Origin of the sequence: Methylobacterium sp. Leaf123 (genome assembly GCF_001423405.1) — a bacterium.
Lineage (GTDB): Bacteria > Pseudomonadota > Alphaproteobacteria > Rhizobiales > Beijerinckiaceae > Methylobacterium.
The window spans coordinates 22990-47607 of sequence record NZ_LMNS01000004.1 but is presented as its reverse complement, the minus strand read 5'-3'; the positions used below and the strand labels follow the sequence as shown (position 1 = coordinate 47607).

Annotated in this window: 26 protein-coding genes and 1 pseudogene; 15 read left to right on the top strand and 12 right to left on the bottom strand. The window is 70.3% G+C overall.

Annotated features, from left to right (window positions below):
• The first annotated feature begins 24 nt into the window (after positions 1 to 24).
• On the top strand, positions 25 to 1053 hold the full coding sequence (locus ASF53_RS05345; protein ID WP_056195555.1) for an alpha/beta hydrolase: 1029 nt from the start codon (positions 25 to 27) through the stop codon (positions 1051 to 1053).
• A 220-nt stretch (positions 1054 to 1273) separates the two neighbouring features.
• A complete protein-coding gene (locus ASF53_RS05340) occupies positions 1274 to 1756 on the top strand; it encodes a phosphatase PAP2 family protein (protein ID WP_286134148.1) in 483 nt (160 codons plus the stop codon).
• Between the two features lie 152 nt (positions 1757 to 1908).
• Here ASF53_RS05340 and ASF53_RS05335 read toward each other — a convergent pair whose 3' ends face one another.
• Complete coding sequence (locus ASF53_RS05335) at positions 1909 to 2136, bottom strand: hypothetical protein (protein WP_056195039.1); 228 nt, start codon at positions 2134 to 2136, stop codon at positions 1909 to 1911.
• A 169-nt stretch (positions 2137 to 2305) separates the two neighbouring features.
• Here ASF53_RS05335 and guaA point away from each other — a divergent pair, with 169 nt between their 5' ends.
• Positions 2306 to 3871 carry a glutamine-hydrolyzing GMP synthase gene (gene guaA / locus ASF53_RS05330; protein ID WP_056195036.1) on the top strand — a complete coding sequence of 522 codons (1566 nt, stop codon included), beginning with the start codon at positions 2306 to 2308 and terminating at the stop codon, positions 3869 to 3871.
• Positions 3872 to 3919: 48 nt separating this feature from the next.
• On the opposite strand, the pseudogene ASF53_RS24725 reads toward guaA, so the two are convergent.
• Positions 3920 to 4069, bottom strand: a pseudogene (locus ASF53_RS24725) (VapC toxin family PIN domain ribonuclease); the annotation flags it as partial.
• Here ASF53_RS24725 and ASF53_RS26525 point away from each other — a divergent pair.
• The 5 genes from ASF53_RS26525 to ASF53_RS05310 are packed head-to-tail and all read left to right on the top strand — an operon-like array spanning position 4022 to position 7714.
• Complete coding sequence (locus ASF53_RS26525) at positions 4022 to 4144, top strand: hypothetical protein (protein ID WP_286134145.1); 123 nt, start codon at positions 4022 to 4024, stop codon at positions 4142 to 4144. The pseudogene ASF53_RS24725 and the gene ASF53_RS26525 sit on opposite strands and share 48 nt — an antisense overlap.
• A gap of 7 nt (positions 4145 to 4151) precedes the next feature.
• A complete protein-coding gene (locus ASF53_RS05325; protein WP_056195032.1) occupies positions 4152 to 4985 on the top strand; it encodes an ABC transporter substrate-binding protein in 834 nt (277 codons plus the stop codon).
• Positions 4982 to 6004, top strand: a complete 1023-nt coding sequence (locus tag ASF53_RS05320) for a FecCD family ABC transporter permease (RefSeq protein WP_056195029.1) — start codon at positions 4982 to 4984, stop codon at positions 6002 to 6004. The genes ASF53_RS05325 and ASF53_RS05320 overlap by 4 nt, the downstream gene beginning before the upstream one ends.
• On the top strand, positions 6001 to 6816 hold the full coding sequence (locus tag ASF53_RS05315; protein WP_056195025.1) for an ABC transporter ATP-binding protein: 816 nt from the start codon (positions 6001 to 6003) through the stop codon (positions 6814 to 6816). Before ASF53_RS05320 ends, ASF53_RS05315 begins: the two co-directional genes overlap by 4 nt.
• Positions 6791 to 7714, top strand: coding sequence for a DUF6925 family protein (locus ASF53_RS05310; RefSeq protein WP_056195020.1), 924 nt, complete (start codon positions 6791 to 6793; stop codon positions 7712 to 7714). Before ASF53_RS05315 ends, ASF53_RS05310 begins: the two co-directional genes overlap by 26 nt.
• Positions 7715 to 7754: 40 nt before the next feature.
• Here ASF53_RS05310 and ASF53_RS05305 read toward each other — a convergent pair whose 3' ends face one another.
• The 6 genes from ASF53_RS05305 to ASF53_RS05280 form a co-directional block, all read right to left on the bottom strand.
• Entirely contained in the window at positions 7755 to 10085 is a 2331-nt protein-coding gene (locus ASF53_RS05305; RefSeq protein ID WP_056195017.1) for a TonB-dependent receptor family protein, read from the bottom strand.
• A gap of 60 nt (positions 10086 to 10145) precedes the next feature.
• On the bottom strand, positions 10146 to 11513 hold the full coding sequence (locus ASF53_RS05300; RefSeq protein WP_056195015.1) for a PepSY-associated TM helix domain-containing protein: 1368 nt from the start codon (positions 11511 to 11513) through the stop codon (positions 10146 to 10148).
• 39 nt (positions 11514 to 11552) lie between these two features.
• Positions 11553 to 11921: a hypothetical protein gene (locus tag ASF53_RS05295; protein ID WP_056195013.1), complete on the bottom strand. Its 369-nt coding sequence runs from the start codon at positions 11919 to 11921 to the stop codon at positions 11553 to 11555.
• A 128-nt stretch (positions 11922 to 12049) separates the two neighbouring features.
• Positions 12050 to 12457: a hypothetical protein gene (locus tag ASF53_RS05290; protein WP_056195009.1), complete on the bottom strand. Its 408-nt coding sequence runs from the start codon at positions 12455 to 12457 to the stop codon at positions 12050 to 12052.
• A 171-nt stretch (positions 12458 to 12628) separates the two neighbouring features.
• Positions 12629 to 13288, bottom strand: coding sequence for a 3-oxoacid CoA-transferase subunit B (locus ASF53_RS05285; RefSeq protein ID WP_056195006.1), 660 nt, complete (start codon positions 13286 to 13288; stop codon positions 12629 to 12631).
• A gap of 107 nt (positions 13289 to 13395) precedes the next feature.
• The gene (locus ASF53_RS05280) at positions 13396 to 14133 is read right to left on the bottom strand and encodes a CoA transferase subunit A (protein ID WP_056195552.1); all 738 of its coding nucleotides are present in this window, start codon (positions 14131 to 14133) and stop codon (positions 13396 to 13398) included.
• A gap of 375 nt (positions 14134 to 14508) precedes the next feature.
• Between ASF53_RS05280 and ASF53_RS05275 the strand changes: the two genes are divergently transcribed.
• Positions 14509 to 16407, top strand: coding sequence for an AsmA family protein (locus ASF53_RS05275; protein WP_056195003.1), 1899 nt, complete (start codon positions 14509 to 14511; stop codon positions 16405 to 16407).
• Between the two features lie 37 nt (positions 16408 to 16444).
• Here the strand turns inward: ASF53_RS05275 and ASF53_RS05270 are convergent, their stop codons facing one another.
• Entirely contained in the window at positions 16445 to 17701 is a 1257-nt protein-coding gene (locus ASF53_RS05270) for a D-alanyl-D-alanine carboxypeptidase family protein (RefSeq protein ID WP_056194998.1), read from the bottom strand.
• A 168-nt stretch (positions 17702 to 17869) separates the two neighbouring features.
• On the opposite strand from ASF53_RS05270, the gene ASF53_RS05265 reads away from it, so the two are divergent.
• The 6 genes from ASF53_RS05265 (at position 17870) to ASF53_RS05240 (ending at position 21663) form a co-directional block, all read left to right on the top strand.
• Complete coding sequence (locus ASF53_RS05265) at positions 17870 to 18259, top strand: hypothetical protein (RefSeq protein ID WP_056194995.1); 390 nt, start codon at positions 17870 to 17872, stop codon at positions 18257 to 18259.
• Between the two features lie 95 nt (positions 18260 to 18354).
• Positions 18355 to 19509, top strand: a complete 1155-nt coding sequence (rnd, locus tag ASF53_RS05260; RefSeq protein ID WP_056194990.1) for a ribonuclease D — start codon at positions 18355 to 18357, stop codon at positions 19507 to 19509.
• Between the two features lie 180 nt (positions 19510 to 19689).
• Positions 19690 to 19977 (top strand): hypothetical protein, encoded by a 288-nt coding sequence (locus tag ASF53_RS05255; RefSeq protein ID WP_056194987.1) that lies wholly within the window; start codon positions 19690 to 19692, stop codon positions 19975 to 19977.
• A 50-nt stretch (positions 19978 to 20027) separates the two neighbouring features.
• Positions 20028 to 20954 (top strand): DNA-3-methyladenine glycosylase family protein, encoded by a 927-nt coding sequence (locus tag ASF53_RS05250; RefSeq protein WP_056194984.1) that lies wholly within the window; start codon positions 20028 to 20030, stop codon positions 20952 to 20954.
• Positions 20951 to 21388 carry a GNAT family N-acetyltransferase gene (locus tag ASF53_RS05245; protein WP_056194982.1) on the top strand — a complete coding sequence of 146 codons (438 nt, stop codon included), beginning with the start codon at positions 20951 to 20953 and terminating at the stop codon, positions 21386 to 21388. The genes ASF53_RS05250 and ASF53_RS05245 overlap by 4 nt, the downstream gene beginning before the upstream one ends.
• A gap of 56 nt (positions 21389 to 21444) precedes the next feature.
• A complete protein-coding gene (locus ASF53_RS05240; RefSeq protein WP_056194979.1) occupies positions 21445 to 21663 on the top strand; it encodes a hypothetical protein in 219 nt (72 codons plus the stop codon).
• A gap of 16 nt (positions 21664 to 21679) precedes the next feature.
• On the opposite strand, the gene ASF53_RS05235 is transcribed toward ASF53_RS05240, so the two are convergent.
• The 3 genes from ASF53_RS05235 to ASF53_RS05225 all read right to left on the bottom strand — a co-directional run bounded on the left by ASF53_RS05235 (position 21680) and on the right by ASF53_RS05225 (position 24571).
• Positions 21680 to 22594 carry a metallophosphoesterase gene (locus ASF53_RS05235; protein ID WP_056194975.1) on the bottom strand — a complete coding sequence of 305 codons (915 nt, stop codon included), beginning with the start codon at positions 22592 to 22594 and terminating at the stop codon, positions 21680 to 21682.
• A gap of 37 nt (positions 22595 to 22631) precedes the next feature.
• Entirely contained in the window at positions 22632 to 22847 is a 216-nt protein-coding gene (locus ASF53_RS05230) for a hypothetical protein (protein ID WP_056194971.1), read from the bottom strand.
• A 332-nt stretch (positions 22848 to 23179) separates the two neighbouring features.
• Positions 23180 to 24571: an aminotransferase gene (locus ASF53_RS05225; RefSeq protein ID WP_056194966.1), complete on the bottom strand. Its 1392-nt coding sequence runs from the start codon at positions 24569 to 24571 to the stop codon at positions 23180 to 23182.
• Positions 24572 to 24618: the final 47 nt, after the last annotated feature.

Below are 24618 nucleotides of genomic sequence, written 5' to 3'. Positions count from 1 at the left end.
TTCGATGACGGCGAGGCCGAGACCATGACGTTGCACCGGCGAGCCCTGCTTACGGGGACGGCGGCGGTGCTGACCGGGGCCGAGGCGCGGGCGCAACCGTCGGACGTCCCTCCGGCCGTGCGTCTTCCGGTGCGACCGCAGACCGGTGACGTCGTCCAGCCCCTGCCGAAATCCGCCCCCGGCTCCGACCTCGAAATCATCGATCTGTGGCCGGACCTGCCGCCGGGCGGCGGCGGGCCGTTCCGCTCGGAATACCGGTTCGACGAGACCCTGACCGGCGTCATCACCGGCGTGGTGCGGCCCTGCCTGCTCGTGATCCGGCCGCAGCGCCCGAACGGTGCCGGCGTGCTGATCGCGGCGGGTGGCGGTTATCTGCGCATCGATATCGGCAATGAGGGCCTGCCGGTCGGGCAATGGCTGGCGCGCGCCGGCATCACCGCCTTCGTGCTGGTCTACCGGCTACCGAGCGAGGAATGGCGCGACGGCCCCGACGCGCCGCGCCAGGATGCGCAGCGGGCCATGCGCCTCGTGCGCTGGCGGGCGGAGGAATACGGCCTCGATCCCGACCGGATCGGCGCGCTCGGCTTCTCCGCCGGCGGCCACCTGATGGGCGTGACCGCCACCGATGCCGAGCAGGATCTCTACGACGACACCGACGAGGCGGACGGCCTCAGCGCCCGCCCCTCCTTCGCCGGGCTGATCTACCCGATCGTCACCATGCGGGCGCCGTTCGACCGGACCATGTCGAGCCGCCGGGTGCTCGTCGGCGACGACCCGCCCGATGCGCGGCGGCGGGCCTACTCGGTGGAGGTGCAGGTCAACGAGCGCACGCCGCCCGTCTTCATGGTCCAGGCCGCCGACGACCGGATCGCGGTGACCGACCATCCCCTCCTGATGTACGCGGCCCTGCGGGCGGCGAAGGTGCCCGCCGAGATGCACCTGTTCGAGCGCGGCGGCCACGGCTTCGGGCTCGGCGTGCCGGGCAGTCCCGCGGCGGCATGGCCCGCCCTGTTCATGGCCTGGATGCGCGGCCACGGCCTGCTGAAGTCGTAGCGGCCCGCTGCGATCGCTCCCAAACCGACATCCTTCGGCGCGAGCGCGTCTCAGGCCGCGAACGATTGCCGGATCTTGAGCGTTGAGGGCGATGCTTGCGAAGACACCGAGACATGCGATCCGCGCCCGAGCCACGCGATGGGCCGTTGGCATCGAGGCGGCCGACGTCGCATCCGGCCTCTCGCTCGCGCAGGCGAAGGATCGTCCGGCTATCCAGGCCATGGGATCGGCCAGCGAAATCGGCAGTTGGCAGGCTCTGTTCGCGTTATCGGCGACCGCCCTGGCTCTTGGCATGGTCGCCCGTGACCGCCGTCTCGCGCATGCGGGGCAAAACATGCTCAAGGCGGGCATTCTGGCCAGCCTCGTGAAGACGACGATCAAGCGGACGGTCCACCGCACCCGTCCCAACGTGTTCATGGACGAGGGGCATTACGCCCGCGGTCGGCCTGGGACCGGCTATGGCCCCTGGCAATCCTTCCCTTCGGGGCACGCCGCCCTGAGCGTGGCCGTGGCGCGATCGGTGGCGCGCGCCTATCCTGAGGCTGCGGCCCCGGCCTACTGCGCCGCGGCCGCCATCGCGACCGTCCAAGTGATACGCGGCGCGCATTATCCGGTCGATGTCCTGGCCGGGGCCGTGATCGGGATCGCCGCCGAAGCCGTGAGCCATCACCCCTTCACGGATGAAGCACGGCGACACGGTTGAAGGGACCACGGTTTGTCGGGGCAAAGCCCTGTTCCGCAGCCGCTCTCGGGCTGAAGGGCCGCGTCGGCGACGTCCCGTTTGATGCGGGCCCTCCACATGAAAACGGCCCCCGTCTCCGAGGGCCGCTCATCATGGTCCGTGAGGCGTTGCGATTAGAAGCAGCGACGCTCGCGGGTGATGACCACGCGGCCGAACCGGCCACGACGCTTGGTGACGACGGTCTTGCAGCGCGGGCCGCGGACGACGCGGCGGCTGTACTGAGCCTGCTGGAACAGTCCGTCCGTCAGCGGAGCGGCGCCGGAAAGGGGAAGGGCCTGGGCCGGCGCGGCGGCGCCGAAACCTGCGATCGTGACGGCGATTCCGAAGAGGGCAGCTCTCATGGTCGGATGACTCCTGTCCGTTTCGAGGGGCGTGCCGTGTCGCCCCGAAACCGTGAACGTAAGATTAACGGCAGCGACCTGAGAGCCGCTGCCTGTGCCTCCTAACCCCATGCGCGTTGCGCCGTTCCGAGGCCTCGTCTAACCGGTATCGCAGAAGGCCCGAGGCAGCATGACCATCGATACCTCCCACCACGACAAGATCCTGATCGTCGATTTCGGCTCCCAGGTGACGCAGCTCATCGCCCGCCGCGTGCGCGAGGAGGGCGTCTATTGCGAGATCGTCCCGTTCACGAAGGCGGAATCGGCTTTCGACGCGCACCGGCCCAAGGGCGTGATCCTCTCCGGCGGCCCGGAATCGGTCACGACGGACCTGTCGCCGCGCGCGCCGCAAAAGATCTTCGAATCCGGCGTACCGGTCTTCGGCATCTGCTACGGCCAGCAGACCATGGCGGCCCAGCTCGGCGGCGAGGTCGAGGGCGGGCACCATGCCGAGTTCGGCCGCGCCGAGGTCGAGATCGTGTCAGATTCGCCGCTGTTCCGGGGCGTCTGGAACACGGGTGAGAAATACCCGGTCTGGATGAGCCACGGCGACCGGGTGACGAAGCTGCCGGACGGCTTTGCCACCATCGCGATGTCGCGCAACGCGCCCTTCGCCGCGGTGGCGGATGAGGGCCGCCACTACTACGCCGTCCAGTTCCACCCGGAGGTTCACCACACCCCCCACGGCGCACTGCTGATCCGCAACTTCGTGCGCGACATCGCCGGCTGCTCCGGCGACTGGACCATGGGCACCTACCGCGAGGAGGCGATCGCCAAGATCCGCGAGCAGGTCGGCAAGGAAAAGGTGATCTGCGGCCTCTCCGGCGGCGTCGATTCCTCGGTCGCGGCGGTGCTGATCCACGAGGCGATCGGCGATCAGCTCACCTGCGTCTTCGTCGATCACGGCCTGATGCGCCTCGGCGAGGGCGACGAGGTCGTCCGCCTGTTCCGCGACCACTACAACATCCCCCTGGTCCACGTTCAGGCGCAGGATCTGTTCATCGGCGCGCTCGAGGGCGTCGACGACCCCGAGGTGAAGCGCAAGACGATCGGCCGGCTGTTCATCGACGTGTTCGAGGCCGAGGCCGGCAAGATCGGCGGCGCCGCCTTCCTCGCCCAAGGCACGCTCTATCCGGACGTGATCGAGAGCGTGTCGTTCTCCGGCGGTCCCTCCGTGACGATCAAGAGCCACCACAACGTTGGCGGCCTGCCCGAGCGGATGAACATGAAGCTCGTGGAGCCCCTGCGCGAGCTGTTCAAGGACGAAGTTCGCCTGCTGGGCAAGGAACTCGGCCTGCCCGAGAGCTTCGTCGGCCGCCACCCCTTCCCTGGGCCGGGCCTCGCAATTCGCTGCCCTGGGGTGATCACGCGCGAGAAGCTGGAAGCCCTGCGCAAGGCCGACGCGATCTATCTCGACGAGATCCGGCAGGCCGGCCTCTACGACACGATCTGGCAGGCCTTCGCGGTGATCCTGCCGGTGAAGACGGTGGGCGTGATGGGTGACGGGCGCACCTACGACCACGTCTGCGCCCTGCGCGCCGTGACTTCGGTCGATGGCATGACCGCCGACTTCTACCCCTTCGACATGGCCTTCCTCGGCCGCGTCGCGACGCGGATCATCAACGAGGTGAAGGGCATCAATCGGGTGACCTACGACATCACCTCGAAGCCGCCCGGCACGATCGAGTGGGAGTGAGAACAGACCGCTGAGAGGCTTGGTTCGGGTCGACCGACGCAGGCGGCTTTATGCCAGCAACTGCGTCGGGACGCCGAGAGCCGGGCCGGCTTCGGCGAGGCGGCGGTCGAGCGTGTAGACGGCTGCGCCGTGTATCGACGCGGTTGCGAGATGCAAGGCATCCCCGGCACGAAGCCCGAGCGTGTGCTGATCCACGAAGGCTACCAGAACCTATTCCGCTTCCTCGAGCCGGGGCCCGCGGTCTATGGCGGCGTTCCACTGACCGCGCTCTGAGCCCGTGATGCGGCTGCGATATGCTCTCGCCCTCCTGCTGACCCTTTGGTCTACGCCGCCCTTCGCCGCGGCGATGCCGGCGCGCGTCGTCTCGATGAACCTGTGCGCGGACGAACTGGTCCTGCGGCTCGCCGACCGGGCGCAGGTGGCGGGAATCACCGTTTTCGCGCGTGATCCCCGCGGCTCGCTGGTGGCGGATAGGGCCGAGGGGCTGCCGGTGATCCGCGGCCTCGCGGAGGAGATCGTGGCCTTGCGCCCCAGCCTCGTGGTGGCGGGCGCGTTCACCACGCGGACGACCGTGGCCCTGCTGAAGCGCACCGGTTTTCCCGTGCTCGAACTCGGCGTGCCGGCCGATCTCGACGGCGTGCGCGCGCAGATCCGCACCGTGGCCGCCGCTCTGGGCCATGCGGGGCGCGGCGCGGCGATGGTTGCGGATCTCGATGCGCGGCTTGCTGCGGTCACGCCTTCGCAAAAGCCTCTGCGCGCCCTGGTGATGCGCCCGAACGCCTTCACCGTGGCGCCCGGCGGTCTCGGCGATGCGCTGATCCGCGCCGCCGGGCTCGTCAACGTCGCCGCCGAGATCGGCCGTGACCGTTTCGGGCAGGTGCCGCTGGAGGCGGCGGCGCTGGCGAGCGCGGACATCATCGTTCTGGACGAAGGCGAGCCCGGCACCCCCTCGCTCGCCGACACGCTGCTGCAGCATCCGATTCTCGTGGCGCTCCGGCGCCGGGGCCGCGTCGTCTCGATCTCGAACCGATTGTGGACCTGCCCCGGCCCGCAGGTCGCCGAGGTGGTCGCGCGCCTTGCCGAGGCCGCCCGGCAGAGGGCGGAGCCGCCGTGAACGCGCCCCTCCTCCGCACCGAGCGTGCGGCACGTCCGGCCCCTCTCACGCTTGCCCTCGCGCTCGCGGCGATGCTCCTCACGCTCGCCTCCGTCGCGGTCGGCTACGCGCGGATCGATCTCGTCGCGGCCGTGGGCGACCTGATCGCCGGCCGAGAAACTCTGGCCGCGCTGGTGCTGTGGGAGCTGCGCATCCCCCGCGCTTTGCTCGGCGGTCTCGTCGGCTTCAGCCTCGGCCTGACCGGGGCGGTGATGCAGGGCTTCCTGCGCAATCCGCTGGCCGATCCCGGCATCCTCGGCATCTCCTCGGCGGCGGCCTTCGGCGCGGTGATCGTGTTTTATGGCGGCCTTGCCGGCAGCGTGAGCCTCGCGCTGCCCCTCGGCGGCATTGCCGGGGCGGCCTGCGCCGCGCTTTTGCTGATCGGCCTCGCCGCCCGCGGCGGCGGCACGCTCGGCCTGATCCTCGCCGGCGTGGGGCTTTCCAGCTTTACGGGCGCGCTCACCGCGCTCGCCCTTAACCTGTCGCCGAACCCCTATGCGGCCCTGGAGATCGTGTTCTGGCTGATGGGATCGCTGGCCGACCGCAGCCTCGACCACGTCCTGCTCTGCCTGCCGCTGATGGCGTTGGGCTGGGCGCTGATGCTCTCCACGGCCGCCGCCCTTGACGCCCTGGCGCTCGGCGAGGACACCGCCGCGAGCCTCGGCTTCGATCTCGCCTCGGTCCGGCTGCGGATGATCGCGGGGGCGGCGCTCGCCGTCGGCAGCGGTGTCGCGGTGAGTGGCGCCATCGGGTTCGTCGGGCTCGTGGTCCCGCACCTCGTGCGACCGTGGGTCGGCGGCCGGCCGGGGGCGAGCCTGTGGCCGAGCGGCTTTGCCGGCGCGGTGCTGGTGCTCGAGGCCGATCTCGGCATCCGGCTGCTCGCCACCCGGCCCGAGCTGAAGCTCGGCGTCGTCACCGCCCTCGTCGGTGCGCCGTTCCTAGTCGTCCTGCTGTTGCGGAATCGGGGGCGGCCCGCATGAGCCTTTCCGCCCACGCCATCGATTTGACCGTCGACGGCCGCGCCCTCCTGTCCGGCGTGGACCTCGCGCTCGAACCCGGCCGCCTCGTCGGCCTCGTCGGCCCGAACGGAGCCGGCAAGACGACGCTGCTGCGGGTTTTGGCTGGCCTCCTTCCCCCGACGAAGGGGGGCGTGACCCTCGATGGTGCGCCGCTCGACCGGCTCTCGCGCGAGATCCGCGCCCGCCGGATCGCCGCCCTGTTCCAGGGCGCGGGCGTCGGCTGGCCCATGCGGGTCCGCGAGATCGTGGCACTGGGCCGCCTGCCCCACCGCCGCGCCTTTGCCGGCCCTTCAAGCGCCGACACGGCGGCCGTCGCCCGCGCCATGGCGGCGACCGGGATCGCCGACCTCGCCGAGCGCCTTGAGCCGACCCTCTCCTCCGGCGAGCGGATGCGGGTGCTGCTCGCCCGCGCGGTCGCGGTGGAGGCCGCATGGTTGCTCGCCGACGAGCCGATCACCGCCCTCGACCCGGCCCACCAGCTCGACGCCATGGCCCTGCTTCGCGCCATTGCCCGGAGCGGGACGGGCGTGGTGGCGGTGCTGCACGATCTCACGCTGGCCGCGCGTTGCTGCGATCGGATCGTGGTGATGGAGGCTGGGCAGATCGTCGCCGACGGGCGGCCCGCGGACGCGCTCACCGATGCGCGGCTGGCCGCGACCTTCGGCGTCACGGTCCGGCGCGGACTGGCACCCGATGGCACGCCCTACATCCTGCCCTGGGCCCGCGCGACCGCGATGGAGACGAGAGATGCCGCCGACCCCCGCCCCCGCTGAGGTCGAAGCTCTGCTGCGTGCGGCACTGAACGACGCCGGCACCGCCTGGAGCCTCGGCAGCTTCGGCGCCATCGCCGAGTTCTTGCGCGACGCGGACGAGCCGGTGCGGCCCTTGCCGGACGCGCGGATGGGCCTCGCCACCGATCGCGGCGCTATCGCGCTGACGCTCAGCCCCAGCCTCAGGCCCGTCGCCTACGAGACCGGATTCTCCGGAGGCTACAACCACTCGGTGGCCCTGTGCCTGCCCGACTCCGCCTGCGCCATGAGCGGGCGAACGATCGTTACCGAACTCGGTCCCGACCGGGAGGCGGCACGGGAGCAGGACCGCGCGGCGATCCTGTTCGATCTCGGGCTCGGGCTGCGGGCTGTCGATGCCTGCGTGCGCACGAGCGACCCGGACGTCCTCGCCTGCCTTCGCTCGGGTGTCGGAAAGCCGGCCTTCGCTACCGACAACCCGATCGGCCCGCGCCTCGTGGCGATGAGCCCGCACCGGATCTTCTGCGCCCGCATCGGGCGGATCGAGGTCTTCGCGCCGATCCCCGGTCCCGGCGAAATCAGCCCGGAGGGACCGCACACCCACGTTCTGCCGAAGCTGCTGCGGGCCGGGCGCACCCACGCGGCGACGACGCCGATTCCCGACGGCTTCGTGCCCTGCGGCGGGCTTCACCCGCCCCACCCCTACAAGGACGGGATGGGCCGCCGCATTCCCTTCGATCCCACCCGCCACGCCGCCTTCCAGAGCCTGCTCGAGCGCTGGGGCGACCCCGGCCTCCTGGCGATCAAGCGGGGGCTGGCCCCGCTGGAACCCGTCTCGCCCAGACACGCGCAATCGGTCCGCCGCGCCGCCGATCTCCAGGCGCGCTTCCTGCGCGGCGAGGATGGCGACGCGCAGGCCTGAGGCCGCTCCCGGTTCAGGCCCCGCGCCGGTCGTCGGCCCGTCAGAACGACAGCTTCATCCCCGCCACGAAGGTCCGCGGCGGGCCGGCGAAGATCGAGCCCGTCGTGCCGGCGAGCGTAGCGCGGCCATTCTGGGCGCCCGTTGCCGCGTTGAGCGTGTTCGCCAGCGGGTTGGCCGAGCCGACATAGGTCGTATCGAGCACGTTGCGCAGCTCGCCGTACAGGTCGATCCGCCGGGCGTAGCCGTTCGGCAGCAGGGCCGCGTAGTGGATGTTGAGGTTCAGGATCGCGAAGCCCGGCACCTTCACGAAATTGGCGTTGTCGATGAAGTAGCCGTCCTGGGCCACCACCTCGGCGAAGCCGCCGAGCCCAGCCAACGCGCCGGCCGGCACGTCGTAGCCGATCCGTGCGAGAAGCTGATGCGCCGGCACGCCGGGAATGCGGTTGCCGGCCCGGTCGAAGCGGGCGGTGAGCGCGGCGGCGCTGAGCTGCTCGACGTAATCGGTGTAGACCTGATCGTCGAAGGTGTAGGCCAGCACTCCGCGCCAGCCCGGAGCGAAGGCCCAATCGGCGCCGACCTCAATGCCGCGATGCTCGGAAGCCGGCGCGTTGAAGGTGTAGTTCAACAGGCCCGCCCCCGGTGACTGCGTGACGAACTCGTTGCGGAAGAACTCGTAGAAGCCGGTGAAGCTGAGCCGCATCCCTTCGAAGGGCATGACATCGGTGCCGAGATCGAAGCCGAGATTCTCCTGCGTCTTCAGGTCGGTGTTGTTGCCCGGCAGGCCGGTCGCGTTCACGAACATGCTCGAGAAGGACGGCGTCGCGTAGCCCGTGGCCACCCGGCCGCGCAGGGCCCAGTCGGGATCCGGCCGGTAGACCAGGGCCAACTCCGGCGCGACGTTGAGGAAGCGGCGGTCGGCCTGCGCCAGGTTCGATGCGGTGCCGGCAGCCGTCGTCGCGAAGGTGCGGTTGCGCCCGACGATGCTTGATTCCTCTGCGCCGAGGCCGGCCACCGCCGTCCATTGCGGTGCGAGTTCGAGTTCGAGCCGTGCGCGTCCGCCGAGATTCGATTGCAGCGCCTCCTGCAATCCGATCACGGCGCCGAGGCGGGCGCCGCCAAAGGGCGCACGGTTGTAGACGGATGTCCCGATATCGACCGCGCTGTAGGCGAGCGCCACGCTGCCGACGGCCGGCAGGCCGAACAGCGCGCCGCGGCGGGTCAGGTCGGTCTGCACGAAGTAAGAGGGTAGGCTGCCGCGTCCCGCGGTCGTGTAGAATGGCTGGTTGTAGTTGCGCTCATCGAAGCCGACCTGCACCCGCCACGCGGTCTGCGCGTCGATATCGTGCTCCCAGCGCCCGGCGATGATCGTGCGCCGGTCGTTGCGGCGGAACGCGCCCTCGCTTGCCGTCACCGGCACCCGCGGGCCGAAGGCGCCGTTCGCTAGGAGGCCGAGGGTGGTGCATCCGGGGGCAGCCGTCGCCGCCGCGTCGCAGCCGCGCTGGTACGGGTTGATGCGGAACTGGTCGAGCGAGGACCGGGCGGGAAGGTTGGTCGTGACCTCGTTGTTGATGACCTTGAGGGTGAAGCGGTTGTCGGGGCTTGGCGTATAGCTCGCGAGCAGGTTGATCGTCTGGGTGTCGTAGGAGGAATGGCCCTGATAGCCGTTGGCGCGCACGTCGCTCGCGAACAGGCTGATCTCGAACGGGCCGCTCACGCCGCCGACGCTGAAATAGTTGCTGAGGTAGCCGAAGCTCCCGGCATCGACGCCGATCTCGTAGCCATTGATTTCGCGGCCGGCGCGGGTGCGGAAGGCCAGGGCGCCGCCGGTGGCGAAATTGCCGAACAGGGCCGATTGCGGCCCGCGGAACACGTCGATGTGCGAATAGGCCCGGGGATCGACCAGATCGAAACGCGAGGCGCCGTCCGGCTGGGTGACGGGGAAGCCGTCCTCCAGCACCACCATGTTGCGGGTGACGCCGGTGGCGCGGGCGTTGTTGCCGCGGATCGAGATCACCACGTCGCGTCCGCCATTGCCCTGGCGCAGGGTCACGCCGGGGCTGTCGAGCAGCACCGTGCCGATGGAGGTGGCGGGGCGGTTGGCGATCGTCCCCTCGCGCCCGATGGCGGTGACGACTTGCCCGGTCGGGCGCTCGATGACGAGGGGGGCCGCGCCCGGCGGGCCTGAGACGCCGAAGCCCGACGCACCGGCCCCGGCCGCCGCTTGGTTTTGCGGCGCGCCCTCACCGGTGACGGCGAGTTCCTCCAGGGTGACGGACTCGCCGACGGCCTGGGCCGCGGCCGCCCCCGACAGGGCCAGCGGCGCGGCGGCGAGGAGCCAGGCGGCTCGGCGCGCGGCGGGGTGGGAACGCATGGGGCGGCTCGTGGCGACGAGAGAGCGGGGCGGGCCGCAGGGGCCCGCGACGGGCAGGCGTCAGGTGCGCGCGGCGGAGCGCAGGCCTTGGGTGGCAAGGTCGAGGCCGAGAAGGGCCAGGATTGCGAGGCCGGTCAGGGGAAACAGGGCGCCGAGGCCGAGCATCAGGCCGGTGACGGTGGCGACGACGCGCCGGTCCCGCGGCCAGGGCGGCGTGCCCAGGCGTCCGGCCGGGCGGCGCTTCCACCACATCACCGCGGCGGTGACCGAGAGCAGGATCGTCGCGAGGCAGAAGGCGAGCATGGCGAGCTGGTTCGCCCGCCCCCAGAACTCACCCTTGTGGATGCCGATCCCGTACTGGATCGCCCGCGCCACGGGGCCGAGATCGACGAAGCGCACGTCGAGGATCGGCTGCCCGCTATAGCGGTCCAGGGAGACCATGCGTTGGCTCGTGACGTCGCGGGGATAGGCGGAGGCGGCGTAGACGCCGGTCTCGCCCAGCGGCAGTGCCAGTTCGAAGCCGCCGGGCAGAGCCATGTCGCGCAGGGTCGCGACTGCGCGGTCGATGCCGAGGGTGGGCGTGCCGGATGGGGCCGAGCGCGGCATCTTTGCGTCTTCGAGCGCCCAGCCGGCGCTGTCCAGCCGCGCGCCCATCGGCACGGTGGAGACGGCCTTGCCGGCCCAGAGCTGGGTCGGTTGGCCGAGCCCGGCCCGGTTCGACCACGCCCGCAACTCCTGCCCCCACCAGACCGACCAGGGCAGGCCGGTGAGTGCGAGAAACAGCAGGCCCGCTCCCGCGAACAAGCCGGTGGTGGCGTGAAGATCGCGCCACCAGACCCGGCGTCGCGGCGTCGCGCGCAGGCTCACGGCAGGCGCTTGGCCTCGCGGCCACCAGAGATAGGCGCCGGTCACGACAAGGATGATCGCGAACCCGGCGATGATCTCGATGAGGGCGTTCGCCGCCGTCCCGAACAGGGTGAGGCTGTGCAGGCCGCGCACGATCCCGAAGAACTCGCGATCCGCGGCGACCCGATCGAGAACGTCGCCCGTGTAGGGGTCGAGGTAGACGAGGATCTTGGCCCCGCCCTCGGCCAGGGTGACAAGGGCCGAGGCCGTCGGACCGGCGGGCTCGGTGTAGGAGAGCGGGTTGCCGTCCGGCACCGCCTGCATGGCGTTGAAGATCAGGCGGTCGGGCCCGAGCGGAGGGCGGTCCGAGGGCGCGACCACCATGCGGTGGGCGAACACGTTCGCGTTGATCTCGGTCTTGAACAGGTAGAGCGCGCCGGTGGTCGAGAGCAGGACCAGGAATGGCAGGCAGAGCAGGCCAGCATAGAAGTGCCAGCGCCAGACGGCACGATAGACCGCATCACGCGAGACGCGCAGGGCCGCCGCGGTGAAGCCGGCGGTGCCCGACAGGGTGGGAGGCATGGGTTCGAAATCCGCGTCTGAGGGATCGGGGCGATCGTCTCAGGCGGCGGGCGGACCTCGGGGACTGGTGCCCTGGTCGGGCGGTGCACGGGCGCGAATCGTCCCGGCGGCGCGCCACGGGACGGGGGCGGCGCGCGGCGGCCAGATCGCGAGGGCGGAGGCGGCCTGCGTCGGCGACAGGAGATGGACCGCCTGGACCTGCGTGCAGCAGGCGTGATGGCCGCAAGACGGCTCGTCGTCGGCCGGCGTGCCGGAGGGGGCAAGATGTTCGGCGCAGAGGACGCTGCCGTCAAAGCGCGGCAGGGTGGGCGCGAGAACCGTCAGGAAGGCTTGGAAGACAAGCGCGTAGAGCGCGATCACCCCGATGATCGCACGGCCGTGCACGGATCGGTGCGGGCGCTCGCGCATGGCCATGCTTCTAGAGCATCATCCGGAAAGGTGGCTACCGGCTTTCGAAACGATGATGCTGTCGGCGGTGCCGGCCCGGCCGGTCAACGCGGACGCGCGCGGGTGGCGCGCGTCCAGCGAGGGTGAAATCAGGCCGGCATGCCGGCCGGCTCGAACAGGAAGTCGTCGACGGTGGGGATCGTCACCGCGAGGTTCGCGCCGTAGCTCGCCTTCGACAGACGCCACGGCCGCTCGGAGCGAGCACGGATCGCCTCGGAGGGGCGCAGGCGGCGCAGCGCGCCGTCCTCGCCCATCTCCTCGATCGTCAGGAAGCCGTAGACCTGCAGACGCGAGGCAATGAGCTTGGTCTCGCGGTCGCCCGCCGGAACCCGCAGGCTGCCCGTGGCATAGACCGCATCCATCAGGCTGCGCTGGTCGCTCCTCGACCGGCTGCGGGGAGGCTCGCCCGCTCCGAATGCCGCATTGATGGCGCCCTGCCGTGCGGCCGCAGGCCGACGGAAGGGGATGACGTTGTCCGTTCCCGGAACGCTACGCATACACAGGTACCTTCGTATCGCGGAAAGCTCCCCGACCGGCGCGCTCTCACGGCGCCGTCCGGTCGATGCGAAGCTTTCGACGATCCCGATTAATGCCTGCTTAGCCATGCCCGTCCGAGGGGCGCGGAAGGCGTCCCGAAACGGGCCGCCTTCCCTGCCAGCCCCTGCCGCTCAGTTCAGCGCGACGGTGAATTCCCCTTCGGTCTTGGCGCGGATCTCATCCTCGGTGACGCCGTCGGCGAGTTCGACCAGGGTCATCCCGCCATCGCCCTTCTTGTCGATGGTGAAGACGCCCAGATCGGTGATGACCATGTCGACCACGGCGGTGCCGGTCAGAGGCAGGTCGCAGGCCTTCAGGAGCTTGGGCGACTCCGAACCGTCCTTGCCCTTGGCGACGTGCTCCATCACCACGACGACTTTCTTGACGCCGGCCACGAGGTCCATCGCCCCGCCCATCCCCTTCACCATCTTGCCGGGGATCATCCAGTTGGCGAGGTCGCCGTTCTGGGCCACCTGCATCGCGCCGAGGATCGACAGGTCGATATGCCCGCCGCGGATCATTCCGAACGAGTCGGCCGAGGAGAAGTAGCTCGTGGTCGGCAACGCGGTGATCGTCTGCTTGCCGGCATTGATGAGGTCGGGATCTTCCTCGCCCTCGTAGGGGAACGGCCCCATGCCGAGCATGCCGTTCTCGGATTGCAACTGCACCGACATGCCCTCGGGGATGTAGTTCGACACCAGCGTCGGAATGCCGATGCCGAGATTCACGTAGAAGCCGTCTTCCAGCTCCCGGGCGGCGCGCTCCGCCATCTGCTCACGGGTCCAGGCCATTGTCTTGACGTTCCCTCGTTTGGCGCATCCTCGGAGCGACGATGCGCCGTCCGCCGCAGGGGCGGCGACGCGCCGTCGCGCTCATAGCCTCTCGGCCGATGGTCGAATCAGATCTGGCCGCCGCCGGCCGCCGCCGCGTCCGGCTGCTTGCGCTTGCGCACGGTGCGCTGCTCGATGCGCTTCTCGCGCGCCGGCACGTGGAGGATGCGGCTGATGAAAATGCCCGGCGTGTGGATGTGGTCGGGGTCGATCTCGCCCGGCTCGACGAGGTGCTCGACCTGCGCGACCGTCACCTCCGCGGCGGTGGCCATCATCGGATTGAAGTTACGCGCGGTCTTCCGGTAGACGAGGTTGCCCTCGGTATCGCCCTTCCAGGCATGGACGATGGCCAGATCCGCGAACAGCCCGCGCTCCATCACGTAGCTTTCGCCGTCGAACTCGCGCACTTCTTTGCCCTCGGCGACCTTGGTGCCGACGCCGGTCTTGGTGAAGAAGGCCGGGATGCCGGCGCCGCCGGCGCGGATGCGCTCGGCCAGCGTGCCCTGCGGGTTGAACTCGATCTCGAGTTCGCCGCCAAGATACTGGCGGGCAAATTCCTTGTTCTCGCCGACATAGGACGAGATCATCTTCTTCACCTGACGGGTGTCGAGCAGCTTGCCCAGGCCGACGCCGTCGATGCCGGCATTGTTGGAGATGATGGTCAGGTCCTTCACGCCCGCGGCCTGGATCGCGTCGATCAGCTCGTCCGGGATGCCGCACAGGCCGAAACCGCCGGCCATGATCGTCATGCCGTCGCGCAGGAGGCCGGCGAGCGCCGCCTTCGGATCCGGGTAGACCTTCTTCATCGACAGCGTCCCTTCCTCGTCTTCCGCCAGGGCGGGCCATGATTCGTTGGCCACGATACAATGTCCGAGAATCGGCGGCCGGCCGCGCTCCCGATCGATGGCGATCGGGTGTGCAACGCGAAGCGGGCCCCGTCAAACCGGCGACGCATTTGCGCGCAATGCAAAAACCCCGCGCCGTAACCGCTCGCCCGGCGGGCGAGGCCGCGGCCGATCCCTCATCGCGGGTCGGCCCGCCCCGTCCACTGCATTGCGGGCCGGTCATCCCCCGGTCGCGAGACAGAAGAACGGGAACCGGCTAAGGAGTCGGATCGCACGGCTCGCCACGCCGACGCGGTTCGGCCGAACCCGATCCGCGTCGCCCGCCCACGGAGTGCAATGTCGCTGCGCCGCACCCTTTCCGCCCTCGCACTCGGACTTGTTGCTGCGGGGTTGGTATCTGCCTGCCTGCCGTGGTCGATCGAGGCTCCCGGCGCCGCCCGGTTCGTCAGCCGCGGCTTGCAGCAGGGATGGGGCGTGGCGCTCGCCGCCCGGGGACGCACGGAGGTCGTGCTGCTGCCCCTCCCCCGGATCGTGTTCGAGGATATCCGCCTGACCGAGGGCGATGCCGCCGGGCCGGTGCTGGCCGCAGGCGGGAACCTGTCGCTTCAGCTCGGTCTGGCCGCCCTGCTCACCGGCCGGGTCGAGGTCGATTCCCTGACGCTCGACGGGTCGGAGCTGCTGCTGCCGCAGGAGGCGGGGGATACCCGCTGGTCCGCGGCGGCCGAGCGCCTGACCCACAGCATCGCCGGCGAGGACGATGACCGGCCCCGGCGGATCATTCTCGCCCGCTGCGCGCTCAAGGGCCGCGACCCGCGGGACGGAACGCTGCAGACGGCCCGCGACGTCGATCTCACGATCTCCTGGCCGGCCTGGAGCGAGAGTCTCGCGGTGAATGGGGGACTGCGCTGGGGCGACGGCAGCGCCCGGATCACGCTGGCGGGACTGCGGCCCTACGCGCTCTTCTCCGGCGGCGAGAGCCCGTTCACCGCCGCCCTGACATGGCCGGCGGGTTCACTGAACGCACAAGGCAATGGCAGCCTGCGCGACGGCCTCAAGGCCTCGGGCACCGGCAGCCTCCAGACCCGATCCCTGCACAAGACGCTGGCCCTGACCGGCGGCGGCCTCGCCCTGTCGCCCTTCGTCGAGGATTTCGCCGTGGAGGGCAGCTTCGAGGCGGCCTCCGGCCAGATCCAGTTTCCGAGTGTCACCGTGCGAAGCGACGGGAACGTGCTCGAAGGGGCCGGCTCGGCCACCTTCGGCCCGCAACGCAACGCGGTGCAAGCCACGCTCGCCGCCGAAAACCTCAATCTCTCGCCGCTGCTCGCCGGCCTCCTGCGCCTGACGGGCTTCGATCGCGGGGCCGACGATGCGGCCAAGCACAGCCGGTCCCTCGACCTGCGGCCCTTCACCGGGGGCGACCTCGATCTGCGGATCTCCGCCGGCAATGCCCGGATCGGGCCGGTGCAACTGACGGATCTCGCCTCCAGCGTTCTCGTGCGCGAGGACGGCATCGAGGCGTCGCTCGGCCGTGCCAACGTGCGCGGCGGTATGGTCAAGGGCCGGGTTTCCTTCGCCGCCGACGGGGGCGAGGCGGCCCCCACCCGCGTGAAGGCGCAGGGCAGTTTCGACGGGCTCGATCTCGGTGCCCTGCTCGACGATCTCGGCCAGTCTCGCTGGGTGCTCGGGGCGACGCGGGGCAGTCTCGCGCTGGAGGGAGCCGGCCACGATGTCGATGCCCTGGCCCGTTCTGTATCGGGCCGGGTCGCTCTGGAAAGCGCGGACGGTGCCCTGTCCGGGCTCGACCTCGCCGACGTGGTTCATCGCGGCGGCGCGGTGGCGCCGGGGGCGTTGGCCCGGCGTAACGGCCGGACGCCCTTCGAGCATGCCGCCGTGACCCTGCTGTTCGCCGATGGCGTCGGCGAGATCGTCGAGGGAAGGCTCGCCTCCCGCACCCTCGGCGCGTCCCTGAACGGGCGCGTCGCCCTGGCCGACCGCCGCTTCCAGGCCCGAGCCGAGATCCTGTCGCGGGCGACTGCCTCCGCCGACGGGTCATCGCCGCCGGCGACGCTGTTTGAGATCGCCGGTCCGTGGGATGCCGTGAGCGTTCGGGCCAGCGCCGGCCCGCGTCCGGCCGGGGACGAGGCGCGCCAGCGGGTTGCCCCCGATTCGTTTCAGCGACCCGGCGCGGACCTACCGCTCGGCATCCGCGCCTACGTGCCCGCGACCGCCCCCTGACATCCGGACCGGTGAGGTCCGAGCCAGGGAGACGATCTCAGGAGTTGCCGCTCGCCGCGCCGGCCGTGGAGGTGCTGCCGGAGCCGTTTCCGCCCTTGGCCTTCTCGAAGGCACGGCGGACGAGGTCGGTGCCGACTTCCAACGCCGCATCGAGCGCCCGCTGCGACAGGGTGCCGGCCTCCACCGTCTCCCCGGCATAGACCGGCTGCTCCAGGGCGAGGGTGTCGCCGCGGGTGACGCGTAGGCGGCCGACCTCGCGGCCCTGCGCCACCGGTGCGACGAGCGGCCCCTGATAGACCACCTTGGCCGTCACCCGATCCGAGGTGCCGCGCGGCAGCAGCAGGCGCACCGGCTTGTTGGCCACCACCGGCACCGAGCCCTTCTCGCCGCCGAAGACCGAGACCTCGGCGACCGTCTCGTTCGCGGCGAAGACCTGCCGCGGCTCGAAGGCGCGGAACCCCCATTCCATCATCTTGCGGGCCTCGGCCGCGCGGTCGCGGGCGGTCTTCAGGCCCGAGACCACCATGATCAGCCGCTGGCCGTTCTGCACGGCCGAGCCGGTGAGCGCGTAGCCCGATTCTTCGAGATAGCCGGTCTTCAGGCCGTCGGCACCGATATCGAGGGTCAGGAGCGGGTTGCGGTTCTGCTGCTTGATCTTGTTCCAGGTGAACTCGCGCTCGGAATAGATCTTGTAGAACTCGGGGTAGGTGTCGATCAGGTATTGGGCGATCCGCGCCATGTCGCGGGCGGTCACCTTCTGGTCGGGAGCCGAGTAGCCGGTCGCGTTGCGGAAGGTCGAGCGCGTCAGCCCGATCTCCTTGGCACGCTGGTTCATCATCCCGGCGAAGGCGTCTTCGGTGCCCGCCATGTTCTCGGCAATGGTGATCGCCGCGTCGTTGCCCGACTGCACGATCAGGCCGCGCAGCAGGTCGGAGAGCTTGATGCGGCTGTTGACCTGCGCGAACATCGAGGAGCCGCCGCCCCCGGCCCCGCCGCGGCGCCACGCGTCCTCGGTCACCGTGAATTCGGTGTCCATGGAGAGGCGCCCCTCCTTGATCGAGCGGAACACGATTTCCGCCGTCATCAGCTTGGCCATGCTCGCCGGGGAGAAGGGCTCGTCGGCCGACTTCTCGAACAGCACCGAGCCGGAATCGGCATCGATCAGGATCGCGTGCGCCGCCGCCGTCTGGAACGTCTGGGCGCGCGCGGGCGCCGGAGGGAGGAACGCACTGACGATTGCGGCCAGCATTCCCGCGAGCGCCCAGCGCGCCGCTCGGAACCGTCTTTCACTCATCCTGGCCTCTCCCACGATTCCGTTTGCCGCCCGCCCAGATCAAGCGTGACCTTAGCCCGGATACAATTCGATTTCGAAGGCAAAGTTCGATCCCGCAGCGCGTCATGACCGCGCCGGAGGGTCGTGGATATCCTTGTGGAAAACCAGGGCAAATCCCATATCAAGCCTATGGAATTTCGACGCTTTCACCCCAGCAACGCGCCTTCCTCCCGCACCCGCCGCACACCTGCGCCGGCTTCGGACGAGGGGGTGCAGGGCGCGTGGCGCACGCTGCCGCTCGAAGGCCGCTTCGAGGTCGTCTACGAGGACGCCCGCGGTGCCTGGACGACCCGCACCCTCGACGCGCGCGAGCTGAAGCTCGGGCCCGGCCGCACCCTGCTCGGCGGCACCGACCGGGCGCATGGGCTCTATCGCGGCCTGCGCGCCGACCGCATCCGACGGCTCACCGAGGCCGCCTCGGGCACACGGATCGAGACCGGTATCCTCGACTGGTTACTCGCCCGCGCCGAGGCGCAGCGGAAGGCCCGCAGCCCGCGCATCTCCCGCCGGGCGGCCTGAATCGGCGAAGTTTTCGCCGCGAACCGCAATCGCGTGGGGACAAGAGGCCCCTCGTCGTCTCGCGGTGACGCACGTCCTTCGGTATAGCCGGTTCTATGGAACTGATCTCCGCAACGCAGGCTCTGTCCGAAGCCTGCACCCAGCTCGCCGCGCAGCCGTTCGTGACCGTCGATACGGAGTTCATGCGCGAGACGACCTATTATCCGAAGCTCTGCCTGATTCAGATGGCCGGGCCCGACGGATTCGCCTGCCTCGTCGATCCGCTGGCGAAAGATCTCGATCTCAAGCCGTTCTTCGAGTTGATGGCCGATGAAAGCACCGTGAAGGTGTTCCACTCGGCCCGGCAGGATCTGGAGATCATCTGGCTGCTCGGCGGGCTTCTGCCGCAGCCCTTCTTCGACACGCAGGTCGCGGCCATGGTCTGCGGCTACGGCGACTCGGTCTCCTACGAGCAGTTGGTCAACGATGTCGCCAAGGCGCGCATCGACAAATCCTCCCGCTTCACCGACTGGTCGCGGCGCCCCCTGTCCGAGGCGCAGCTCGCCTACGCCCTGTCGGACGTGACCCATCTCGTGACGATCTATCAGGTGCTCGCCGCCGAGCTGCTGAGCACCGACCGCGGCCTCTGGCTCGACGAGGAGATGGCGGTCCTGACCTCGCCGGAGACCTATCAGGCCGAGCCCGCCCAGGCGTGGCGCCGGCTGTCGGGGCGGATGCGCAAGCCGCGCGAGATCGCCGTCCTGATGGAAGTCGCCGCGTGGCGCGAGGCGGAGGCCCAGAGCCGCAACGTGCCCCGCGGGCGCATCCTCAAGGACGAGGCGGTGATCGACATCGCCACCGCCGGGCCCCGCAGTGTCGAGGCCCTGGGGCGCCTGCGCACCATCCCGGCCGGGTTCGAGCGCTCGCGCACCGGCACCGAGATCCTCGCGGCGGTCGAGCGGGGCTTTGCCCGCGATCCGTCGCAGATCGCCGTGCCCGAGCGCAGCCGTTCCCGCGGCGGTGGCAGCGGCGCCCTGGTCGATCTGCTCAAGGTGCTGCTCAAGGCGGTGGCCGAGGCCGAGGGCGTGGCGCCCAAGATCATCGCCACCGTCGATGACCTCGAAGCCCTCGCTGAGGACGACGCGGCCGATGTGGCCGTGCTTCAGGGCTGGCGCCGCTCCCTGTTCGGCGACAAGGCCCTGGCGCTCAAGCACGGGCGCATGGCGCTCTCGGTCGAGCGCGGCCGGGTCACCGTGCGCGAGCTGCCGTAGCGGTTCACCGCCCCGGCGGGGCGTGCCCGCCCGCGTTCAACCCACCGCCCCGTCTCGGCGCGGCCTGGGAGAAGCGGGGAACTGTCATCGCAGCATCTTGGCGTGGGAACGCAGGTGCCGTAGTTCGGGATTAAGTGGCAAAACCTTTTGCCTCTCATTCCCGGCTGCTGACCCCTCCCCATGTTCGAGCCGAACGAAGTCCTTCAGGTTCTGAGCGGACGCGGTGCCCTGTCCGCTCAGGGGATCGAGCCGGTCGCGGTCCGCTACAAGGTCGTCATCGAGCGCCGTGACGGCCTCGTGGTCGCCCATGGCAGCCTCACCGGCCGGCACGCGGCCCTGCACCCGCTCTGGATCACGCCCGATTCCACGCTTCACCTGAAGGATTCCCGGCGCCTGGCCGTGTCCCTCACCGATCTCGTGGGTGACACGGCGGAGTTCGAGAGCACCGAACCGGTTGCGCCGGGCTGACGCCGGCCCAACAGTGGCGCCGACGTTCTGCCACGCTCATCCACCGGTCTATGACGCGCACCCCTTCGCCTGCGACCCGAGAGGATGGGGCCCGTTTCACGCTGGCCTGCCGCCCGCCCTACGATTGGGCGCATCTCGAACGCTTCTTCGCCGACCATGCGAGCCCCGGCGTCGAAACCTTCACGGCCGGCCGCTATGCCCGCACGTTCGCCCTCGATGGGCGCCGCGGCACCCTCGCCGTCACGCTCGAGGCGGAGGCTCTGTCGGTTCGGATCTGCGGTCTCGGCTCGGAGGACGACCACCAAAACATCCTCGCGCGGGTGCGGGCGATGTTCGATCTCGACGCCGACCCGCGAGCGATCGCCGCCGGCCTCGGCTGCGATCCGTTCACGGCGGCCCTCGTGGCCCATCGGCCGGGTCTGCGGATGCCTGGCGCCTTCGATGGGTTCGAACTCGCTGTTCGGGCAATCCTGGGCCAGCAGGTCTCGGTCGCGGCCGCGACCCGTCTCGCCGGCCGCCTCGTCGCGGGTTTCGGCACGCCCCTCGACGGGGAGACGTGCGGGAACGAGCCCGGCCTCACCCACCTGTTTCCGACGCCAGAGCAGCTCGTGGACGCCGAGATCTCGCTCGTGCTCAACATGCCCCGTGCCCGCGGCCGGGCGATCCAGGGCCTTGCCGCGGCGATGCTCGCCACGCCGGATCTGTTCGCACCCGGCGGCGAGCTCGACGCGACGGTCGCCCGGCTCAAAGCCCTGCCCGGCATCGGGGATTGGACCGCGCATTACATCGCTATGCGCGCCCTGGCGCAGGCCGATGCCTTCCCGTCGGGGGATGTCGGGCTGATGCGCGCCCTCGATACCGGCGCCGGGCGGCCGAGCCGGCTGGCACTTCTCGACCGCGCGGCAGCTTGGCGGCCCTGGCGGGCCTATGCGGCGATCCATCTCTGGGCCGAGGATGCCGCGCGGAGGATGCCATGACGATCCGTGATCCCGCCGCCGAAGACGAGGCCGGATGGCGCCGGCTCTGGGCGGGCTACCTCGCCTTCTACGACGAGACGCTGCCCGACGCGGTCACCGCCGCGACCTGGGCGCGCATTCTCGATCCGGCCTCGTCGGTCTTCGCACGGCTGGCGGAGCGGGACGGGGCGCTCGTCGGCATGACGGTCAACGTCCTGCACGACGGGACGTGGAGCACGGCGCCGATCTGCTACCTGGAGGATCTGTTCGTCGCGCCCGAGGCGCGCGGCGGTGGGATCGGCCGAGCGCTGATCGCCGACCTTGTCGATCGGGGCAAGGCGCGGGGCTGGTCGCGGCTCTACTGCCACACGCGGGCCGGGAACGCGCAGGCCCGGCGACTCTATGAGCGCTTTGTCGCGGCCGACGACTTCTGCCGCTACCGCCTCGTGCTGTAAGCGTTAACGCCGCGTTTACCATGCCGGCGTCACGGTTGGGCTCAGCGGAGAGAGCGATGAACCGACGAGTCGGCCGTACTTTCGATGTCCTCAGCGAGGCGCAGCTCGTAGCCGGGCGCACCGTCGCCCGCCGGGTCGCACCGGACGCCCTGGCGCCCCATGCCGGGCCGCGCCCGATCGCCCAGCTTCTCGACACCATCCAGCACGTCGCGGAAGCGGCGACCGGCGAGCGCAGCTTCCTGCATGTCGGCGCGACCTCGCGTCGGAAGGGCTGAGAGGCGCGCTACACCCTCAGGCGGCAGGCGGTGCGTCGCCGAGTTCGATCAGGACGATTTCCGGCGGCACCCCGACGCGGATGCCGACTTGGCTGACGCCGAGGCCGCCGGAAACGATGAGGTGGCGCCCGTCCTCGACCACATGGCCGTAGGCGAAGCGCTGGCCGTAGCGCGAGGGCAGCACCGGCGAGTAGCCCAGCACGCGGATCTGGCCGCCATGGGTATGGCCTGAGAGCGTGAGCGAGACGCGAGCGGGCACTTTCACGAAGATGTCGGGCTCGTGCGCCATCAGGATCACTGGCGCCGCATCGGTCACTTGTGCCAGCGTGGCCGGAAGGTCGGCGAGGCTCTGGCGGCTGCCGAGCGGGCGGAACGGCTCCTGATCCGCGAGCCCGGCGATCCAGAACGGCTGGCCGTCATGCGTCAGACGAACCGCGTCGTTCTCCAGAACCGGGATGCCGCGGGCTTCGAGCAGGCGCCGGATCTCGACGGGACCCTTGCCCGCCCGCATCGCCTCAAGGTCGTCCCACCAATCGTGATTGCCGAGGACGGCGTAGGTGCCGAGCGGTGCGCGCAGACCCTCGGCGAGCCGCGCGAAATCGGATAGCGGCACCCGGTGCCACGTCACCTTCCGGCCGGCCGGGTAATCGCCGAGCAGGAGGATCAGGTCGGGGGCGAGCGCGTTCGTCGCCTCCACGATCTCCGCCACCCGGTCGAGCGGCATGTAAGGCTCGCAGACATGGATGTCGGCGAGCACCGCGATGCGCAGCCGGTGGCGGGAATCCCACCCCGGCGGCGTCAGGCCGTAGCGGGTGAGCGCGAGCCGGAAACGCGGCTCGACGACGAAGGCGTAGGCCCCCCCGGAGCCGAGCGTCAGCGCCGAGGCGCCGAATCCGCCGAGAACCTTCCTGCGGGTCGGGAGAATGAGCATGCCGCCAGTGCCGATGGCGCGGCGGCAGCGTCAAGCCTCAATCGACGGGCTCGTCCTCGTGGACGAAGCGGACGGCCTTCCGGGCCTCGGCCTTGGCGCGGGCCGCTTTCATGGCGGCGCTGCTGACATGGACCGCGGCGGCGAGCGCCGGCAGGGCGACGGGGCGGAAATTCTCCCGATCCCCGGCCACGGTCACCGAGGGGGCCATGCCCGGCTCGGCCGCGAAGGTCGGGGTTCGGCTGGGGGCGTACATGGATCCTGTCCTGTTAGCGTGTCGGGACGGCCGGTGGGCGTCCGCGGCAGCTCGATCAGTGGCATCGCGACCATCGCGAGGACGACCCTTCAACACTCCGCTCGTGGCGAGATCGCGAAGATGCCGTCCTCCCTTTGATCGACCCGACAACATGAACGGAAGCTTAAGGCTGCGGATGAGCCTGAATTTCGCGCAAGGCGACAAATCGGGCATGGCCTATGGTCGCTTTTCGGCCACGCGATAGTGCATTGCAACGCGGCCCATCTTGCAATGCCCTCCCTGGATTTACACCTGAAGAGCCGGCGACTTGATCCGCCGTTTGGATGCGCTGCTCATGGGGCCGGCATGGGCTCCAGGCCCTCCTGCGCGATCCAGGCTGCGGTGCGATCCAGGGCGCGGCCCAGGCGCTCGAACAAGGTGTCGATCTCGTCGGGCTCGATCACCAGGGGCGGGCAGACGGCGATGCGGTCGCCTGCCAGGAAACGCACGATCAGCCCCTCATCCTGCGCGAAGGCGACACAGCGCGCCGCCACTGCCGCCTTCGGCTCGAACTGCCGCTTGGAGGGCTTGTCGGCCACGATCTCGATGCCGCCGATCAGCCCCATGCCCCGCGCCTCGCCGACGAGGGGATGGTCGGCCAGGCGCGCCAACGCCGCCTGGAAATGCGGCGCGCGCTCCCCGGCGCGCTCGACGATGCGGTCGCGCCGGTAGATGTGCAGCGCGCGGTTGGCGACGGCGCAGGCGACGGGATGCCCGGAATAGGTGGTGCCGTGGCCGAAACCGCCGAGCTTGACGCTCTCCTCGAGCATCGCCCGGTAGAGCGGCTCGTCGATGCTGATGCCGCCGAGGGGCAAGTAGCCGGAGGTCAGCGCCTTGGCGAAGGAGAGGGTGTTCGGGCGCATGCCGAGCGCCTCGCTGCCGAACCACGTCCCAAGCCGGCCGAAGCCGCAGATCACCTCGTCGGCGACGAGGCGCACGTCGTAGCGGTCGAGTACGGCCTGAATCGCCGCGAAATAGCCGGCCGGCGGCACGATGGCCCCGCCCGCCCCCATCACCGGCTCGGCGAAGAAGGCGGCCACCGTGTCGGGATCCTCGGCAAGGATCTGCGCCTCGAGTTCCGCCGCGAGACGCTGCGAATAGGCTTCCTCGGTCTCGCCGGCCTCGGCGCCGCGGTAATGGTGCGGGCAGGCGGCGTGGAGGAAGCCGTCGATCGGCAGGTCCCAGTCGGCGTGGTTGGCGGGCAGACCGGTGAGCGAAGCGGTCGCCACGGTGACGCCGTGATAGCCCTTCTTGCGGGCGATGATCTTCTTCTTGCGCGGGCGCCCGAGCGCATTGTTCATGTACCACAGAAGCTTGACCTGCGCGTCGTTGGCCTCAGAGCCCGACGAGGTGAAGAAGATCTTCGAGGTCGGGACCGGCATCAGCTCCTTGAGCGTCTCGGCCAGCTCGATCGCCGGATCGTGGCTGCGGCCCGAGAACAGATGCGCGAAGGGGAGCCTGCCCATCTGCTCGGCGGCGGCCTCGACCAGCTCCTCGTTGCCGTAGCCCAGGGCCGTGCACCACAGCCCGGCCATGCCTTCGAGATAGGGGCGCCCATCCGTGTCATAGACCCAGACGCCGTGGCCTCGCTCCAGCACCAGCGGGCCCGTTTCCCGGAAGGTGGACAGATTGGTGTAGGGGTGGATCAGGGTCTCGACGTCGCGGGCGGCGATGTTCGACAGCATGATGCGGCAGCCGGAAGTCTTCGCCGACGGGGCGCGCCGGCAACCCC

Excerpts from the sequence above, each read along its gene's own strand:
- ASF53_RS05340 (WP_286134148.1), top strand. The coding sequence starts at position 1,274 with ATGGGATCGGCCAGCGAAATCGGCAGTTGGCAGGCTCTGTTCGCGTTA.
- ASF53_RS05255 (WP_056194987.1), top strand. The coding sequence starts at position 19,690 with ATGTTCGAGCCGAACGAAGTCCTTCAGGTTCTGAGCGGACGCGGTGCC.
- ASF53_RS05315 (WP_056195025.1), top strand. The coding sequence starts at position 6,001 with ATGAGCCTTTCCGCCCACGCCATCGATTTGACCGTCGACGGCCGCGCC.
- ASF53_RS05235 (WP_056194975.1), bottom strand. The coding sequence starts at position 22,594 with ATGCTCATTCTCCCGACCCGCAGGAAGGTTCTCGGCGGATTCGGCGCC.
- ASF53_RS05230 (WP_056194971.1), bottom strand. The coding sequence starts at position 22,847 with ATGTACGCCCCCAGCCGAACCCCGACCTTCGCGGCCGAGCCGGGCATG.
- ASF53_RS05310 (WP_056195020.1), top strand. The coding sequence starts at position 6,791 with ATGCCGCCGACCCCCGCCCCCGCTGAGGTCGAAGCTCTGCTGCGTGCG.
- ASF53_RS26525 (WP_286134145.1), top strand. The coding sequence starts at position 4,022 with ATGCAAGGCATCCCCGGCACGAAGCCCGAGCGTGTGCTGATCCACGAA.
- ASF53_RS05225 (WP_056194966.1), bottom strand. The coding sequence starts at position 24,571 with ATGCTGTCGAACATCGCCGCCCGCGACGTCGAGACCCTGATCCACCCC.
- rnd (WP_056194990.1), top strand. The coding sequence starts at position 18,355 with ATGGAACTGATCTCCGCAACGCAGGCTCTGTCCGAAGCCTGCACCCAG.
- ASF53_RS05295 (WP_056195013.1), bottom strand. The coding sequence starts at position 11,921 with ATGCGCGAGCGCCCGCACCGATCCGTGCACGGCCGTGCGATCATCGGG.
- ASF53_RS05250 (WP_056194984.1), top strand. The coding sequence starts at position 20,028 with ATGACGCGCACCCCTTCGCCTGCGACCCGAGAGGATGGGGCCCGTTTC.
- ASF53_RS05265 (WP_056194995.1), top strand. The coding sequence starts at position 17,870 with ATGGAATTTCGACGCTTTCACCCCAGCAACGCGCCTTCCTCCCGCACC.
- ASF53_RS05280 (WP_056195552.1), bottom strand. The coding sequence starts at position 14,133 with ATGAAGAAGGTCTACCCGGATCCGAAGGCGGCGCTCGCCGGCCTCCTG.
- guaA (WP_056195036.1), top strand. The coding sequence starts at position 2,306 with ATGACCATCGATACCTCCCACCACGACAAGATCCTGATCGTCGATTTC.
- ASF53_RS05300 (WP_056195015.1), bottom strand. The coding sequence starts at position 11,513 with ATGCCTCCCACCCTGTCGGGCACCGCCGGCTTCACCGCGGCGGCCCTG.
- ASF53_RS05275 (WP_056195003.1), top strand. The coding sequence starts at position 14,509 with ATGTCGCTGCGCCGCACCCTTTCCGCCCTCGCACTCGGACTTGTTGCT.
- ASF53_RS05270 (WP_056194998.1), bottom strand. The coding sequence starts at position 17,701 with ATGAGTGAAAGACGGTTCCGAGCGGCGCGCTGGGCGCTCGCGGGAATG.
- ASF53_RS05290 (WP_056195009.1), bottom strand. The coding sequence starts at position 12,457 with ATGCGTAGCGTTCCGGGAACGGACAACGTCATCCCCTTCCGTCGGCCT.
- ASF53_RS05305 (WP_056195017.1), bottom strand. The coding sequence starts at position 10,085 with ATGCGTTCCCACCCCGCCGCGCGCCGAGCCGCCTGGCTCCTCGCCGCC.
- ASF53_RS05345 (WP_056195555.1), top strand. The coding sequence starts at position 25 with ATGACGTTGCACCGGCGAGCCCTGCTTACGGGGACGGCGGCGGTGCTG.
- ASF53_RS05240 (WP_056194979.1), top strand. The coding sequence starts at position 21,445 with ATGAACCGACGAGTCGGCCGTACTTTCGATGTCCTCAGCGAGGCGCAG.
- ASF53_RS05285 (WP_056195006.1), bottom strand. The coding sequence starts at position 13,288 with ATGGCCTGGACCCGTGAGCAGATGGCGGAGCGCGCCGCCCGGGAGCTG.
- ASF53_RS05245 (WP_056194982.1), top strand. The coding sequence starts at position 20,951 with ATGACGATCCGTGATCCCGCCGCCGAAGACGAGGCCGGATGGCGCCGG.
- ASF53_RS05335 (WP_056195039.1), bottom strand. The coding sequence starts at position 2,136 with ATGAGAGCTGCCCTCTTCGGAATCGCCGTCACGATCGCAGGTTTCGGC.
- ASF53_RS05325 (WP_056195032.1), top strand. The coding sequence starts at position 4,152 with ATGCGGCTGCGATATGCTCTCGCCCTCCTGCTGACCCTTTGGTCTACG.